Here is a 15,409-nt window from a genome sequence, read left to right as displayed (position 1 = left end):
AGCGTCGCTGCGGTTTTATACAGCAGGCTGCTACCGATATCTGCCTCAAAGGCATGCTGTTGCGAAACGGTAGCGTTGTCCGTTGCGGTGGAATTGCGCAGATCGTTGATGATGGCCAGGGTCACTGCCGTTTTATCTGTCCCCAGTGCGGTGTAGGTAGCCAACTGCGCTGCCGTTGCCGCTACGCCGTGAACGGCGGTGAAAACGTGTTGAACAAAGGCGCTGCCTGTCAGGTTGGCACCCTTGGCCTGGAACTCGGTTGAATTGATCAGTTTAGTGGTCAACGCATTATAGGTGACGCCATAGGCTAACTGTTTGCTCCAGGTGTCCAGCCCCTGAGCATCAACGCCACGATCCGGCACCCCCAGATACAGGGCAGCGACCTGTTCCTGATAGGACAACGCAGGTAATTCACCGGCATTGTAAACATGGGTCGCATTAATAAACTGCGTCTGTGCAGCCGCATCGGTCGCAGTAACGACACCACGCAGCGTGCTGATGATTTCCAGCACAACATCGGCGCGGGTTGATGTGCCGGCAGCCAATTTGTTGACATAGTAGCTGGTTTCTACCGCCGAAGGAGCGCGCAGGTAAGCGTTGTTATACAGGAGAGAGACAAACTGTTGATCGTTGTACAGGGAGGCTGGCGCCTTCGCGTTGACGAAAGAGGTAGCCAACTGTACAAGAGTCTTGGTCCCGTTAGCGAGTTGCGTCCCGTAGGTGTTGATGCTTGCAGCCACCTGAGTTGCACCCACCACGTAGAATAAGGCTTCCACATCCGCAGCGTTCGCTTTTGCCGTTGATGACGCAGCAGAATACAATGCGGTATCGATTTGTGTTTCAAACGTCTGCTGTGCCGTGAGCGTGGCGCTATCGAACCCGCTGTAATACAACACGTCGGTGACCATTTTAGCCACGATGCTGTTAACGCTTGCGCCTGAACTCAACAACGACTGGATATAACTGGCGTCTGCTGTTGTTTTATAAATATTGCTGTAAACCTGGTTTAAGATAGCGGTATCTGTTTTTCCAGCATATTTCCCAGCCCCTTCGCTGCCGCTGAATAACGCGGTGACAAAGGAATCGGCGGTACGAGAGCCGTTTTCAAGCTGCTTGCCAAAATACTCATAGCTAGTTTCATCCAGATTACGCCCTAAAACAGCATAAGCAAGCGCAACAGCTTCTTGTTGATAAATTAAACTGGCCATATAGGTTACTTCCTTAAAAAGATATTGATATCAATGTATGTCAATGAACGCGCGAGTTCGAAGCTCACCCGTACCCGAACCCCGTTGCCATGGCAAAGGGGTTTAGATTTATTTGGTTATTAAAAGTCGCGCTATTGCACGTTTTTAATAACTGATTAGTTTGATGCTGCTATTGGCAATGTAGTTTTGATAGCCAACGTAAGAAAAAGAATTAGCGTGCCTTAACCCTATTTTCTTTAAAGCGTTACGGCGGTGTGCATAAACTGTTTTTAATGATATTTTCATTGACTCTGATATGTCTTTAAAAGAAATCCCTTTCAAAAGTTCGTCCATCACTTGTTTTTCTCGTTTTGATAATAGCTTTGCTTTATTCCCTGGCTGTCGACTTATACTGTTGAAACTGGGGATTAGCTGTTCAATTGGCATTTTTTTAGACATAAAACCATATATCCAGGTTAGCTCTCTCACTGTTTTTTTTGGCATGTCGATGAACAAGATTGCTTCCGCACCAATACATGAGAGTCGCTCGAGAACTTTTTGCGTTCTAAGGTGTGAGCCCATGGCCACCAATACAATATCATCGCTCCCTATCTTTTCAGATATCTCAATGGAACATGATTGATTTGCCATTATTATGTTTATAGAATAGGCATTAACATGAAAAATCCTCTCACAGCCCAAGGCAAAAAAAGTATCATCAGAAATTATGTGTGTTTTCAATTATCCGCCAAGAAACAGGAAGTTGAACTATTAAAAATTAATGATGTGAGCTATTGCATTGCATGCCATTCAAATTTCCAAGGTCAAGTCCTGTACGATATAGGTGGTTTTTAATGACATCTGACGTCCTATTCCTTATAAAAGAAATAGGGCGTTTTTTTTCTATTTCATGTGCATATAAAAAATTAAATTTTATATCATTGAGTTAATGATGCTAAACTTTAAGCTGTTTTAGTTATGTATAAACTCTCGATGTCGCTGGTTTTATACATTAAGTTCGTTGATCTGCCGTGCAGCAGAAGTCAGTGCCTGTTCACGTTTTTCGGGACCAAGATTCAACCCTTCAGCGATAACAACCTGAATGTCGGTCACTCCGATAAAACTAAATATTGCACGCATATAGGCTTCTGCATGTTCCATAGCCGCTGCTGGAGACTCTGGACCGTAGTAGCCACCACGTGCGACGGCAAGCACAACCTTTTTGCTACCGGCCAAACCTTGCAGCCCTTTATCTGTGTAGCGGAATGTCTTACCGTTAACAGTAATCCGGTCGACCCAAGCCTTGAGTTGACTAGATATGCCAAGGTTGTATAGCGCAGTGCCAATAACAACGATATCAGCGGCCAGGAATTCATCCAGCACATGCAGAGTCGTGTCGTTTTCTCCGGTAAGATCCTGGGCGGCAGCAAGATAGGCACCAGAGAGATGAGGGATCGGATTGCCTACGAGATCATGGTAAGAGACAGATATCGCAGGGTTCTTTATCTTAACTTTACTAACAATATCAGCAGATAACTGACGGCTGACTGAGTTATGGCCAAGAATACTAGAGTCAAGGTGGAGCAATTTCACGTGTGGTTCCTTACAAGGGACAGGTTTAAAATGAATACTAAAATCATATTTACAGGCATACAAGAAGGCACATAAATGATACCAAGGACCGTTCGAGTCCTATTGGACATTATTTTTAGACTAAGTTGCTGAATACACTCCTTGAAAAAAAGAATATTCATTTTTTAAAAACCTTTATCGCAGATTGAATCCAGCTTAGAAAATTGCCCTGTTCGCGGTCTTATCCATCGAGAGTCAGGCGATTTTCACCCATGCCTGGCGTATAGAAGGTGCTGATGGTTGGGGGGGGGGTGTATACCATTCATCTCAGGAATTACCTGATGAGGGTTCGCGCCTCAGCGTGTTTCTCTTTGGATAAGGTATGTTTTTCAAGGTTTTTGATTAATGGTTTACTGCGTCGGTCAGGTATTTGGTATTGTTAATACTGCGTTCTTATCAAGCGCTGGTCGTAGGGGAACAAGCTATATTATATTTCAACTGGAGTGATAGGCGTTGGCACTTCAGACGCATTTCATCAAAAAAATCCCGTCGCTGGAAAAAAATGAAGAAAGTTACGAATATTCCTATATGCAATGGGGGTGGGGAATTACTCTTGCTGTTAAGTTGTGACTTGGCTATCTTAAATAAAATAATGGTGATGTATTTTGTTGTCAGTATTACGGTTGGGTTACCAACTACTTTATCCACTTGCCTGCAGAATTTTTTGCGGTTTTTTAAAAGTTTACTATTTTGAGTTCAAATTTTTTTTATGCAATCTGTTTACTAATCATCGCAGGATTGGCTGGCTATGCTATGGGGTGGCTTCTTTTTCTCGTCTGATTATACGGCATGGTTAAGCAAGTACTATAAATTAAGTTTCAGAACTCAACCTGGAAACTAAACTCGTTAAGCTTGTTGCGGAACTTGTCTGTAATGCATCGTCCCTATCCAGCTTGTAACAAGCGAAACATAAATTAGTGTTAATTGGGCGACGGCAGTCTAACCCAAGTTTGCAACATCGCTTCGCCCTGAAAGCGTTCCTTAGCGCTTATTACAACGAGGCAACCTCTAATATGAATCATGGAGTTATCTTATGTCTGATCTCTCAAATATGCGACCATCCACAAAACGTGTGAGCAAAACCCGTCTTGCGGTCTTCCTCATCAGCAGTCTTGCCTCCGCCGGCTTTGCCAACACCAGCCATGCTGAAGACAAATATCCGCTGAGTCAAAACGCCTTCAACAAGCCGCTTCCTGGCCAGCAGGCGGTGCCGACCGCAAGCGAAGCCAAGAACCTCGCGACGCTTGAAGCGATCGACTTCACCGCCTATAACAACAAAAACTGGGACACACTGCGCAAGTCCTATGACAAAAATCTTGTCGTTACGTATACGGACGGGCATTCGACCAAGGGCGTTGACGCTTATCTCGCCGATTTGAAGACGCGCTTTACTTTCGCGCCGAATGTTCGCGTGACAGGGCACCCGATCAAGTTTGCGAGCGGGGACTGGACCGCATTGATGGCAGTCTCGGAAGGAACTTTCAGCCAGCCGCTGCAGAATTCTGCAGGCGCACCGATTAAACCTACGAACAAGCCTTTCAAAATTAACATCGTCACCATTTCCCATTGGAAGGACGGCGTTATCGATCAGCAATATGTGTTCTTCGACAACGCTGCCGTTTCGCAGCAGATCGGTGTTGCGCCAGCGGCGATTGGCCAGGATTACGGCCCGAAAGATACCAAGAGCCTGTTCCCGCCAGTTGGCCAAGCTCACCTGGATTATGTTATCCAAAAACGCCTCTTTGCACTCGACGAAATGGATTTCGACGTCTTTGGTCTTCCGCATCTGACTCGTCTGCCAGAGACCCACAGTAAAGATATCCTGGTTATGTGGCCCGATGGACATGTGACTCATGGTCTGGAACCTCATACACAAGATATTAAGGAATTGTTCGCCTTTGCACCAAACCTCATTATCCGCCAACATCCGGTTCGATTTGGTACTGGCGAATGGACAGCACTTGTAGGCGTCATGGAGGGCACTTTCACCGGCAAGATGCGAAATCCGGCCGGTGGAGCCCCGATTCCCCCTACGGGTAAGCAATTCAAGGTCACAATGACCACTTTAAGCCATTGGAAGGACGGTGTGATGGATGCTGAGTATCTGATCTATGACAACGCCGCGTTTATGAAGCAACTCGGTCTTACACAGTAAGTGAATCCAGATGTCGCCGCTACGGTTCGTGGTGGCGGCAAACAATAACATGCAGGGATGATGGGGATATGAGGCTGCCGGATTTGGTCCAGGGGGCACGAGGAGGGGACTGGAAGATGCTCTATACGGCGCCGGCGATAGTTATCTTCGCCGGCGCAACGGGGATCAAAATCAGCGTTGATACACTGGACAAATGTTTTTGCCCTCCGTCACAGCTCCTTAGACGCTTGCAAGGGAGATCTTCTGGCGAACCAAAGGCAGTACACGACTACCAAGCAATTCAATTGCCTGCATGATGTCGCGATGAGACATGGACCCCACAGCAAGCTGGATCAATGTACGTTGGTGGCCAAATAACTGGTGCATGCGCACGATTTTATTAGCAACTTCCTCCGGCGACCCGACTAAATAAGCACCATCCGAAAGGATTTTTTGGTCGAAGGATGCCCTGGTCATTGGAGGTATTCCGCGTTCAGCGCCAATGCTATTCATAATCGCTGAATCACCAGGAAAATACTTATCGGCGGCTTCACGTGTCGTAGGTGCGACAAAGCCATGCACACTGATGGCTGTCGGCTGTGGCTGATGACCATGTTGGGTTAACGAATGACGATAGAGATCGAAAAGTGGGGCGAACTGAGATAACTTGCCCCCCAGCATAGCCAGGGCCATTGGAAGGCCATCCCGCCCCGCCTGCACGACGGACTCAGGGTTACCGCCGACTGCCCGCCAGATCGGCAACAGTTTTTGCACTGGCCTTGGATGGACGATCACGTTGTGCAACGGGCTGCGAAAACGTCCCGACCACGTCACGGGTTCATCTTTGCGCAAGGCCAATAGTAGTTCGAGCTTCTCTTCAAACAGGGCTGTATAGTCGTTTATGCTATGACCGAACAATTGGAAAGACTCCAGGAACGCCCCTCGTCCAGCCATGATCTCAGCTCGACCTTGCGAGACCAGATCAAGGGCGGTGAATTGTTCGAAAACCCGCACTGGATCGTCGGAACTGAGTACCGTGACTGCGCTGCTCAGGCGAATTTTGTGTGTGCGAGCTGCGGCTGCAGCCAGAATCACCGCCGGTGCGGGCACACTGAATTCCTTTCTGTGGTGTTCACCTAAACCAAATACGGACAATCCGACCTGATCAGCCAAGACTATCTCTTCGATAATTTCGGGAATTCGTTGTGCAGCAGCGACTTTATCTTCGCCGAAACCGACGTCTGCGAACGTGAAAATGCCTATTTCCATTTTTATATCACCTCTTTAATAGTGATAGATGATAAGAATAGAAAATTGATTGTGTAAAGGAGGCACATTTGAGTGCCCTGGTAACATTAGAATCATTACCCTCGGTAGATACATCTTAGTTTTTGTAAACTCCCGGTGACCATCTGCTGGAATGCCCTGTAAAACCGTTTAGTGAATCATTTAACAGCAGATATCTGAATATCCACGGGTTCCTGCCCTTGAATGGTGCTCAGAAAAGACGAAGGGCTCTGGTTTTTTGCTGAATTGATTTTGAGCGATGGCCAGATTTTGAAGGGCTTTCAGAAGGCTTGGGGACTGTGGCTTTTTGAGTCGTTAAGAGACATTTGATAGTTACTCCATAATCAAACTTAAATGACCTCATATCAGACGACCAATTCCTTCCGATGCGGAGGGAAAACTGAAGATGTACCAGGATGAGATTACATGTGAACGAGGTGCGATAAGATCGCAGAATAGCAAAAAGCCCGCTCAGGTTTCCCTGAGCGGGCTTCTCTAATATGGCTCCTCTGACTGGACTCGAACCAGTGACATACGGATTAACAGTCCGCCGTTCTACCGACTGAACTACAGAGGAATCGTGTGAACGGGGCGAATAATAGCGGGGTGCCGTGGGTTTGTCAAAGCACTAAAGTGAGGAAAAAGCGCGTTTGCTGTCAGAATGAGCATGTTGCGTCGTTTTTCAGCACTCATCCCGTCCATTTGCGGGGTTTGCCATCAGAAAACTCCTGCCATTGTCCTTGCACCGGCGATTGCACGCTTATGGTGCGAGTGGGTGAAAGGGCATTCCCGACCGGCCAGAGTGCCAAAAAAATTCCTCTGCGCGGTTAGCGCGCAGGTCCCCGTTCAGCCTCCTGAGGGCAGCGATCGTCCCCATTTGCTCACTGATATGTAGGATGAATAATCAGAAAATATGTATTGGCCGTCACAATGGCTGGATTTTTGCTTACCTAAATGCGGGTAATGCGACTGCGCTCTCGCGCAAATTATTTTCCCCGTCTACACATAAAGTGATTGCTCCGCGCCTTTGGGCGTTTTGCTAAAACAGTGCTGAGGAAAACAACAATGTCATCGAAATTCATTAAAAGTCCGCTCGCTGCTCTGCTTATCGGTTGTTTAGGTTCTGCTTTTTACGCTCAGGCCGATATCGTTATCGGCGTTGCCGGGCCCTTCTCCGGGCCGAATGCGACCTATGGCGATCAGTACTGGCGCGGTGCTTCGCAGGCGGCGGCGGATATTAACGCTGCCGGTGGGATTAAAGGGGAAAAAATCAAACTGGTGCAGGGCGACGACGCCTGCGAACCGAAACAGGCGGTGGCGGTCGCCAACCGTCTGGTCGATCAGGACAAGGTTTCGGCGGTAGTCGGCCACTTCTGCTCATCCTCCACCATGCCTGCCTCCGAGGTGTATGACGAGGCTGGCATCATCGCCATCACCCCCGGTTCCACCAACCCGCAAATTACCGAGCGCGGCATGACCAACATGTTCCGCATGTGCGGCCGTGACGATCAGCAGGGGGTTATCGCCACCAACTACATGCTGAACACCCTGAAGGCCAAACGCATTGCGGTGATCCACGACAAAGACACCTACGGCCAGGGGCTGGCGGATGCCGCCAGGGCGGAGATGAACAAACGCGGCGTGAAAGAGGTGCTGTATGAAGGGCTGTCGCGCGGCGAAAAAGACTTTAACGCGCTGGTGACCAAAATCGCTTCGGTCAAACCGGACGTGGTCTACTTCGGCGGCTGCCATCCGGAAGCCGGGCCGCTGGTGCGCCAGATGCGCGAGCAGGGCGTGACCGCCAAGTTCTTCTCCGGTGACTGCGTGGTGACCGAAGAGCTGGTGACCGCTGCCGGCGGGCCGCAGTACACCAACGGCGTGCTGATGACCTTCGGCAACGATCCGCGCCAAATCCCGGAAGGCAAGGCGGTCATCGCCAAGTTCCGCGCCAGCGGTTTTGAGCCGGAAGGTTACACCCTCTATTCCTACGCTTCCATCCAGGCGATTGCCGCCGCCTTCAACGCGACCGGCGGCAAAGACAGCGCCAAGGCCAGCGAATGGCTGAAATCGCATGACGTGGATACCGTGATGGGCAAAAAGGCCTGGGATAAAAAGGGCGACCTGAAAGTATCGGACTACGTGGTCTATCAGTGGGACGACAAGGGTAAATACCACCAACTCTAATTTTCTCCTGCGTCTTTCAAGCGGCAGCGTTGTTGGCTGCACACGTTCACCCCAGTCACTTAGTGGGTCTAAGTTCCTGGGGACTCACGTGTTTGCCGCCTAGCTGCAACTTGAAATCCATTGGAGAAATACTGGTTACGGATCTGCGCATTGGGCGGATCCGTTCCGATACTTCCTTGGGCCGCGTCGGACTTCGTTTGCGGCCCCTCCAGGCGAGACTGCAAATTATGGATGTTTTCTTCCTGCAACAGCTGATTAACGGCCTGACGCTCGGTGCGGTTTATGGCCTGATCGCCATCGGCTACACCATGGTTTACGGCATCATCGGCATGATCAACTTCGCCCACGGCGAGGTGTATATGATCTCCGCCTATCTGTGCGCCATCGGGCTGGCGCTGCTGTCATTCTTCGGTTTGCACTCGTTCCCGCTGCTGATCCTCGGCACGCTGGTGTTTACTATCGTGATCACCGGCGTGTACGGCTGGGTGATCGAACGCATCGCCTACAAACCGCTGCGCAATTCCACCCGCCTGGCACCCTTGATCTCCGCCATCGGCATGTCACTGATCCTGCAAAACTACGCGCAAATCAGCCAGGGGCCGCGGCAGCAGGGGATCCCAACGCTGCTGGATGGCGTGTTCCGCATCGGTTTTGACGGCGGGGTGATCCAGATTACCTACACCAAGGTGTTTATTCTGGTCGCGTCCTTGCTGGGGATGGCCATTCTTACCTACGTGATCCAGCACACCCGGCTGGGGCGTATCTGCCGCGCCACTCAGCAAGACCGCAAGATGGCGTCGATTCTCGGCATCAACACTGACCGGGTGATTTCCCTGGTGTTCGTGATTGGCGCTGCGATGGCCGGGCTGGCGGGAGTGTTGATTACCATGAACTACGGCACCTTCGATTTCTACGTCGGCTTTATCATCGGCATCAAAGCCTTTACCGCTGCGGTGCTGGGCGGCATCGGCTCGTTGCCCGGCGCAATGCTGGGCGGCCTGCTGCTGGGCGTGGCGGAGGCGCAGTTCGCCGGTATGGTGAACTCGGATTACAAAGACGTTTTCTCCTTCGGGCTGCTGGTAGTGATCCTGATTTTCCGCCCTCAGGGCCTGCTCGGACGGCCAATGGTCGCTAAGGTTTGAGGGGGAAACTATGTCGCAAACAGTGGTTCACCAAGGGCTGAACGTGAAACGCAGCCTGCTGGACGCCGTGCTGGCGGGGCTGATCGCCCTGATCGTGTTCGGGCCGATCGTTGGCATCGTGCTGAACGGCTACAGTTTTAACTTTGAGCCGCGCCGGTTGGTGTGGATTATTGCCGCGGTGATGGCCGGGCGGCTGCTACTGAGCCTGTTCCTGCAAACTGCGCCGGGGCGCAAGGTACTGGCGCGGTTCGACGGCGGCAATGACGGGGTGTATGTCCGGCCGATAGGGGCCAAGACCAGCCTGCGCTGGATAATCCCGCTGATGGCGGTGATTGCGCTGTTGTTCCCGTTCGTCGCCACCAAATATCTGTTGACGGTGGCGATACTGGGGCTGATTTACGTGTTGCTTGGGCTGGGGCTGAACATCGTGGTTGGGCTGGCCGGGTTGCTGGATCTGGGCTACGTGGCGTTTTACGCCATCGGCGCCTACGGGCTGGCGCTGGGCTACCAGTATCTCGGGCTGGGGTTCTGGGCGATGCTGCCGCTGGGGGCGCTGATGGCGGCGCTGGCGGGGGCGCTGCTGGGGTTCCCGGTGTTGCGCATGCACGGCGACTATCTGGCGATCGTCACGCTGGGGTTCGGTGAAATCATCCGGCTGGTGCTGAATAACTGGATGTCGCTGACCGGCGGGCCAAACGGCATTTCGGTGCCGGCCCCGACGCTCTTCGGCCTGGAGTTTGGCCGGCGGGCGAAGGACGGCGGCGTGCCGATCCACGAATTCCTCGGTATTGCCTACAATCCCAACCTGAAGTTTATTTTTATCTATGCGGTGCTGTTCCTGGTGGTGCTGCTGGTGCTGTACATCAAACACCGGCTGACGCGCATGCCGATTGGCCGCGCCTGGGAGGCGTTGCGCGAGGATGAAATCGCCTGCCGTTCGCTTGGCCTGAACCACGTGCTGGTGAAGCTGTCGGCCTTTATGATGGGCGCGTCAACCGCCGGTCTGGCCGGGGTGTTTTTCGCCACCTACCAGGGGTTCGTCAATCCCACGTCGTTCACCTTCTTTGAGTCGGCGTTAATCCTGGCGATCGTGGTGCTGGGCGGCATGGGGTCGACCATCGGCGTGGTGCTGGCGGCGTTTGTGCTCACGGTGGCGCCGGAACTGCTGCGCAGCTTTGCCGAATACCGGGTGCTGCTGTTCGGCGTGCTGATGGTGGCGATGATGATCTGGCGGCCGCGCGGGCTGGTCCGTATCAGCCGCACCAGCTTTGCGCCGCGCAAGGGGGTGGTGCCATGAGCGACGCTATCTTGCGGGTTGAGCACCTGATGATGCATTTTGGCGGCATCAAGGCGCTGAACGACGTGAATCTGTCGGTTGAACGCGGCTCCATCACCGCATTGATTGGCCCTAACGGTGCAGGAAAAACCACGGTGTTCAACTGCCTGACCGGTTTCTACCGCGCCACCGGCGGCGCGATCCTGCTCAACACCCATAAGCGGCCGACCGACGTTATCCAGGTGTTGGGGCAGAAGTTCCGCGCCGGCGACTGGGTTAACCCAAAGCGGCTCGGGTCGCGCGTCTACTATAAAATGTTCGGCGGCACCCATCTGGTCAATCGCGCCGGGCTGGCGCGCACCTTCCAGAATATCCGGCTGTTCCGCGAGATGTCGGTGGTGGAGAATCTGCTGGTGGCCCAGCACATGCTGAGCAACCGCAATTTGATCGCCGGCGTGCTCAATACGCCCGGTTATCGCCGGGCGGAAAACGATGCGCTGAATCGCGCTTTCTACTGGCTGGAGGTGGTGGAGCTGACGGACTGCGCCAACCGGCTGGCGGGGGAGATGTCCTACGGCCAGCAGCGGCGGCTGGAGATCGCCCGCGCCATGTGCACCACGCCGGAGATGATTTGTCTCGACGAACCGGCCGCCGGGCTGAACCCGGTGGAGACGGCGACGCTGAGCCGCATTATCCGTTTTCTGCGCCAGCATCACGGCATTACGGTGCTGTTGATCGAACACGATATGGGCATGGTGATGGAGATCTCCGATCGGGTGATAGTGCTCGATCACGGCGACGTCATCGCCGAGGGTACGCCGAAAGAAATTCAGCATAACGACACGGTGATCGCCGCTTACCTTGGCGCAGATGAAGAGGAGCTGGCGGGATGAGCAATGCGATGTTGGAGTTTCGCGACGTAGACGTGTTTTATGGCCCGATCCAGGCGTTGCAGCAAGTGTCGCTGCAGGTGAACGAAGGGGAAACGGTAGCGCTGATCGGTGCCAACGGCGCGGGGAAATCCACGCTGCTGATGTCAATTTTCGGCCAGCCGCGTATCAGCGGCGGGCAGATCCTGTTTTGCGGCGAGGATATCAGCCAGCGTTCCACCCACTACGTTGCCAGCAGCGGCATCGCCCAGGCACCCGAGGGTCGGCGTATTTTCCCGGATATGAGCGTGGAGGAAAACCTGCTGATGGGCACTATTACTGTCGGCAACCGTTATGTGGATGAAGATTTGCAACGCATGTTCGATCTGTTCCCGCGACTGAAGGAGCGGCGCAACCAGCGCGCGATGACCATGTCCGGCGGCGAGCAGCAAATGTTGGCCATTGCCCGTGCGCTGATGAGCCGGCCGAAGCTGCTGCTGTTGGACGAGCCGAGCCTGGGCCTGGCGCCGATTATCGTCAAACAGATCTTCAGTATTCTGCGCGAGCTGACCCGTGGCGGCATGACGCTGTTTCTGGTGGAACAAAATGCCAACCATGCGCTGAAATTGTCCGATCGCGGCTATGTGATGGTCAACGGCCAAATTCGTCTGACCGGCAGCGGTGCGGAGTTGTTGAGCAATCAGGAGGTGAGGAAAGCCTATCTGGGCGGGATTTGAACCCTCATGCCGGGGGCCAGGAGGCTCCCGGCCATCGATTCAGAACTGGCGTTGGATCCAGCGTACGTTCAGCCGCACCAGCGCGATGATGCCGTTGGACAACAAACGCAGGCCGGCGGGCAAATCGCGGCGGCGAATATCCAGCAGCAGCACGGTACGCACTTCCTCGCTGTCGTTCCACACTTCGTGTTCGAAGGTATCGTCCCACAGCATAAATTCTCCCTCGTTCAACCGGTATTCGCGTCCATCGACTTTCAACACCGCAGCGGGAACGCCGTCGGCCCGTTTGGGCATCGACAGCACCAGATAACCGCGCAGAATGCCGCGAAACGGGCCACGGTGCGCCGGCACCTGTTTGCCGGGTGCCAGGAAAGACAGCGAAGCGGAAAGCACATCCGGCGAGGTGGCGATCAATTCGGCAAGCGTCGGGCAGCGTTCAAGATTGCGGGTTATCGGCTGGCCATAGGCCTGCATGATAAACATCCGCCAGTCGCGCGCGTCATTGGCGGAGATCGACGCCTGTTCGCTCATGATCTCGTGAAAACGCGGGATATTGCGCAGATCCTGGGCAACGCTCAGCGCCTCGTCACGTATCTGCGGCCAGGCGGCTGTAAAACGCTGTGCGTCGGGGAACAGGCGATCGCTGTCGAGTACCGGCGCGCCGGAGATGCGGCGATCGTAAATACCGCGTAACCGCAGCACTGCCCAATCATAGATAAATGACATGGTTTCCTCGTTAATAAGGTGCGACTGCCGGGTGATCAAATACTGTGAGAAAAAAAGGTATGGGTTCAACAGATTAGCACAGCATTTCGCCATGCGGGAGTGGTAACGGCCTGTGCTGAGACAGGAGGGGGGAAGCGGGGGAGCGGCCAGGCAGATCTACCGGCAACGGGGGCCTGTTCGGCAGCGAGTCAGGTGTCGGCCTGAGCAGGTTTTCGAAAAATACAGCACAATAAAAATGTGACGAATATCGCATTTTAAACCGCAGTTGGTTAAAATATCGCTACTGCTCGCATCTGTCCGGACCCCGTTAAATATGGAACACACCCACGTCTCGCGCTCAACCGCCTGGTTGCGCGTGGTTGTCCTCGCCATCTCGGCCTTTATCTTCAATACCACCGAGTTTATTCCGGTCGGGTTATTGAGCGATATCGCCCAAAGCTTCTCGATGCAAACCGAGCAGGTCGGGTTGATCATCACGATTTACGCCTGGATCGTCGCCGCCGCCTCACTGGTGTGCATGCTGCTGACCAGCAAGATTGAGCGCCGTAAACTGCTGATCGGGGTATTTGTTCTGTTTATCGCCAGCCATGTGTTGACCGCCGTGGCGTGGAACTTCACCACGCTGGTGATTTCCCGCGCCGGGGTCGCACTGGCCCACTCGGTATTCTGGTCGATCACCGCCTCGCTGGCGATTCGCGTGGCCCCTGCAGGCAAGAAAGCGCACGCGTTGAGCATGCTGGCGGGCGGCACCGCGCTGGCGATGGTGCTTGGCCTGCCGTTGGGGCGCATCGTCGGCCAACTGCTGGGGTGGCGCATGACCTTTATCGGCATCGCGGTCTGCGCCACTTTCGCGCTGGCGCTGCTGTGGCGTCTGCTGCCGGTACTGAAAAGCGAGCATTCCGGCTCCCTGGCCAGCGTGCCGGTGCTGTTTAAGCGCCCCGCGCTGGTCCGCCTGTACATGCTGACCATTATCGTGGTGACGGCGCATTTTACCGCCTACAGCTATATCGAACCCTTTATCCAGACCGTGGCCGGGCTGTCGGAAAACTTTACTACCCTGATGCTGTTGTTGTTCGGTGCCGCCGGCATTTTCGGCAGCCTGTTGTTCAGCCGCTTCAGCGAACGTTTCCCGTCGGGCTTTTTCATCGGCGCCATCGCATTGTTGATGTTGAGCCTGTTACTGCTGCTGCCGGCCTCCGGCGATGAGACCCACCTGACGCTGTTGTTTGCGGTATGGGGCGTGGCGATCATGGCGATTGGCCTGTCGATGCAGGCCAAGGTGTTGAACCTGGCGCCGGATGCCACCGACGTCGCGATGTCAATCTACTCCGGGTTGTACAATTTCGGTATCGGCGCGGGTGCGCTGCTGGGCAATCAGGTCAGCCTGCACCTGGGCATGGGCAATATCGGCTTTGTCGGCGCGCCGCTGGCGCTGATTGCTCTGGGCTGGTGCCTGCTTAGCTTTTATCGCAGCGAGCGTCTGTTGCAGCATCGGGCCTGACGGTTGGCGTTTACTTTTCTTGTACCGCACCGTCATGCGCATGCAAGCGGCCCAATAGCATAAACACCGATTGGTAGTGCGTTTTTTACCGCAGCACCCGCAACATTATCGATAGGATATGGCAAGCTTATAACCAATGATGTGGGTGATGTATCTATGATGTCGTCGTACAACACAGATACTTGCTATGGGGATATTATCAGTAGTCAACTCAGGCAACTTTATCTTGCTTTTACTTTAAAATAACGCCCCTAAAAAGGGGCGATGACTTAGTTATTTTCTATCTTCAAAAGTTTGGAATTGAAGTTTCCAGCAGTCGTTAATTTTCATCCAACTTTCAATGAAGTTTATTTTCCGAATATCACCATTTCTTTCTGTTATTTCAGCTGATCCAGTTATAGATGCTAGCCCATCAAAGGTGATGATATGAACATCAATTTCCTTTCGCTTGATACCACCCATCGATCTTGGATCTTTTGACTTTAAAAGAGATAGTTTTCTGAGTTGGTGCTTTTTATAAACCAACATTTCGCCGTTAGTCGAAAAAAACCATTCAGCTTCAAGATAGTCGAGCATATCAATATTTAGAGAAAAAAATGCGTTGTACCATTCTTTTCTCATTAACTCTAAATTCGATGCAATCTTGGTCAAATTATCCTCTTCAAATCAATTTGCTCTTGTATAACCTCACTTTCCTGACCCTGACGTTTCCCCTGGGTGTCATGCAAAATAGT

General features: G+C 52.9%; 13 protein-coding genes and 1 tRNA gene. 7 read left to right on the top strand and 7 right to left on the bottom strand.

The window, feature by feature from the left end; genetic code table 11:
• The 3 genes from ACTJJ1_RS10885 to ACTJJ1_RS10875 form a co-directional block, all read right to left on the bottom strand.
• Positions 1–1,208 (bottom strand): DUF4214 domain-containing protein (locus tag ACTJJ1_RS10885; protein WP_440833565.1); only part of this gene is annotated, 1,208 nt, incomplete at its 3' end.
• Between the two features lie 144 nt (positions 1,209–1,352).
• Entirely contained in the window at positions 1,353–1,928 is a 576-nt protein-coding gene (locus tag ACTJJ1_RS10880; RefSeq protein ID WP_440833563.1) for a response regulator transcription factor, read from the bottom strand.
• Positions 1,929–2,192: 264 nt separating this feature from the next.
• Positions 2,193–2,780, bottom strand: a complete 588-nt coding sequence (locus ACTJJ1_RS10875) for an FMN-dependent NADH-azoreductase (RefSeq protein WP_440833561.1) — start codon at positions 2,778–2,780, stop codon at positions 2,193–2,195.
• 1,072 nt (positions 2,781–3,852) lie between these two features.
• Here ACTJJ1_RS10875 and ACTJJ1_RS10870 point away from each other — a divergent pair.
• Positions 3,853–4,974, top strand: a complete 1,122-nt coding sequence (locus ACTJJ1_RS10870) for an ester cyclase (RefSeq protein ID WP_440833559.1) — start codon at positions 3,853–3,855, stop codon at positions 4,972–4,974.
• Between the two features lie 219 nt (positions 4,975–5,193).
• Here ACTJJ1_RS10870 and ACTJJ1_RS10865 read toward each other — a convergent pair whose 3' ends face one another.
• Entirely contained in the window at positions 5,194–6,222 is a 1,029-nt protein-coding gene (locus tag ACTJJ1_RS10865; RefSeq protein ID WP_440833557.1) for an LLM class flavin-dependent oxidoreductase, read from the bottom strand.
• Between the two features lie 519 nt (positions 6,223–6,741).
• A tRNA-Asn gene (locus tag ACTJJ1_RS10860) sits at positions 6,742–6,817 on the bottom strand.
• A 488-nt stretch (positions 6,818–7,305) separates the two neighbouring features.
• On the opposite strand from ACTJJ1_RS10860, the gene ACTJJ1_RS10855 reads away from it, so the two are divergent.
• From ACTJJ1_RS10855 to ACTJJ1_RS10835, 5 genes are all read left to right on the top strand, one after another.
• Positions 7,306–8,424, top strand: a complete 1,119-nt coding sequence (locus tag ACTJJ1_RS10855) for a branched-chain amino acid ABC transporter substrate-binding protein (RefSeq protein ID WP_440833555.1) — start codon at positions 7,306–7,308, stop codon at positions 8,422–8,424.
• A 227-nt stretch (positions 8,425–8,651) separates the two neighbouring features.
• The gene (locus tag ACTJJ1_RS10850) at positions 8,652–9,566 is read left to right on the top strand and encodes an ABC transporter permease subunit (RefSeq protein WP_004946913.1); all 915 of its coding nucleotides are present in this window, start codon (positions 8,652–8,654) and stop codon (positions 9,564–9,566) included.
• A gap of 10 nt (positions 9,567–9,576) precedes the next feature.
• Positions 9,577–10,863, top strand: a complete 1,287-nt coding sequence (gene livM / locus ACTJJ1_RS10845) for a high-affinity branched-chain amino acid ABC transporter permease LivM (protein WP_006326582.1) — start codon at positions 9,577–9,579, stop codon at positions 10,861–10,863.
• Positions 10,860–11,735 carry an ABC transporter ATP-binding protein gene (locus ACTJJ1_RS10840; protein ID WP_006319836.1) on the top strand — a complete coding sequence of 292 codons (876 nt, stop codon included), beginning with the start codon at positions 10,860–10,862 and terminating at the stop codon, positions 11,733–11,735. The genes livM and ACTJJ1_RS10840 overlap by 4 nt, the downstream gene beginning before the upstream one ends.
• Positions 11,732–12,448 carry an ABC transporter ATP-binding protein gene (locus tag ACTJJ1_RS10835; RefSeq protein ID WP_004946905.1) on the top strand — a complete coding sequence of 239 codons (717 nt, stop codon included), beginning with the start codon at positions 11,732–11,734 and terminating at the stop codon, positions 12,446–12,448. The genes ACTJJ1_RS10840 and ACTJJ1_RS10835 overlap by 4 nt, the downstream gene beginning before the upstream one ends.
• Before the next feature lie 39 nt (positions 12,449–12,487).
• On the opposite strand, the gene ACTJJ1_RS10830 is transcribed toward ACTJJ1_RS10835, so the two are convergent.
• Positions 12,488–13,174 (bottom strand): aspartyl/asparaginyl beta-hydroxylase domain-containing protein, encoded by a 687-nt coding sequence (locus ACTJJ1_RS10830; protein WP_004946902.1) that lies wholly within the window; start codon positions 13,172–13,174, stop codon positions 12,488–12,490.
• Between the two features lie 313 nt (positions 13,175–13,487).
• Between ACTJJ1_RS10830 and ACTJJ1_RS10825 the strand changes: the two genes are divergently transcribed.
• Positions 13,488–14,675 carry a sugar transporter gene (locus ACTJJ1_RS10825; RefSeq protein ID WP_037433339.1) on the top strand — a complete coding sequence of 396 codons (1,188 nt, stop codon included), beginning with the start codon at positions 13,488–13,490 and terminating at the stop codon, positions 14,673–14,675.
• Positions 14,676–14,948: 273 nt separating this feature from the next.
• Here the strand turns inward: ACTJJ1_RS10825 and ACTJJ1_RS10820 are convergent, their stop codons facing one another.
• The gene (locus ACTJJ1_RS10820) at positions 14,949–15,326 is read right to left on the bottom strand and encodes a nuclear transport factor 2 family protein (protein ID WP_409442823.1); all 378 of its coding nucleotides are present in this window, start codon (positions 15,324–15,326) and stop codon (positions 14,949–14,951) included.
• Positions 15,327–15,409 lie beyond the last annotated feature (83 nt).

This window comes from Serratia sp. 22264, from assembly GCF_052045345.1.
Classification (GTDB): domain Bacteria; phylum Pseudomonadota; class Gammaproteobacteria; order Enterobacterales; family Enterobacteriaceae; genus Serratia; species Serratia plymuthica.
Note: the sequence above shows the minus strand (reverse complement) of the source record. Positions and strands in the feature narration are given on the sequence as shown.

Excerpts from the sequence above, each read along its gene's own strand:
- ACTJJ1_RS10830 (WP_004946902.1), bottom strand. The coding sequence starts at position 13,174 with ATGTCATTTATCTATGATTGGGCAGTGCTGCGGTTACGCGGTATTTAC.
- ACTJJ1_RS10850 (WP_004946913.1), top strand. The coding sequence starts at position 8,652 with ATGGATGTTTTCTTCCTGCAACAGCTGATTAACGGCCTGACGCTCGGT.
- ACTJJ1_RS10865 (WP_440833557.1), bottom strand. The coding sequence starts at position 6,222 with ATGGAAATAGGCATTTTCACGTTCGCAGACGTCGGTTTCGGCGAAGAT.
- ACTJJ1_RS10870 (WP_440833559.1), top strand. The coding sequence starts at position 3,853 with ATGTCTGATCTCTCAAATATGCGACCATCCACAAAACGTGTGAGCAAA.
- ACTJJ1_RS10855 (WP_440833555.1), top strand. The coding sequence starts at position 7,306 with ATGTCATCGAAATTCATTAAAAGTCCGCTCGCTGCTCTGCTTATCGGT.
- ACTJJ1_RS10840 (WP_006319836.1), top strand. The coding sequence starts at position 10,860 with ATGAGCGACGCTATCTTGCGGGTTGAGCACCTGATGATGCATTTTGGC.
- ACTJJ1_RS10825 (WP_037433339.1), top strand. The coding sequence starts at position 13,488 with ATGGAACACACCCACGTCTCGCGCTCAACCGCCTGGTTGCGCGTGGTT.
- ACTJJ1_RS10835 (WP_004946905.1), top strand. The coding sequence starts at position 11,732 with ATGAGCAATGCGATGTTGGAGTTTCGCGACGTAGACGTGTTTTATGGC.
- livM (WP_006326582.1), top strand. The coding sequence starts at position 9,577 with ATGTCGCAAACAGTGGTTCACCAAGGGCTGAACGTGAAACGCAGCCTG.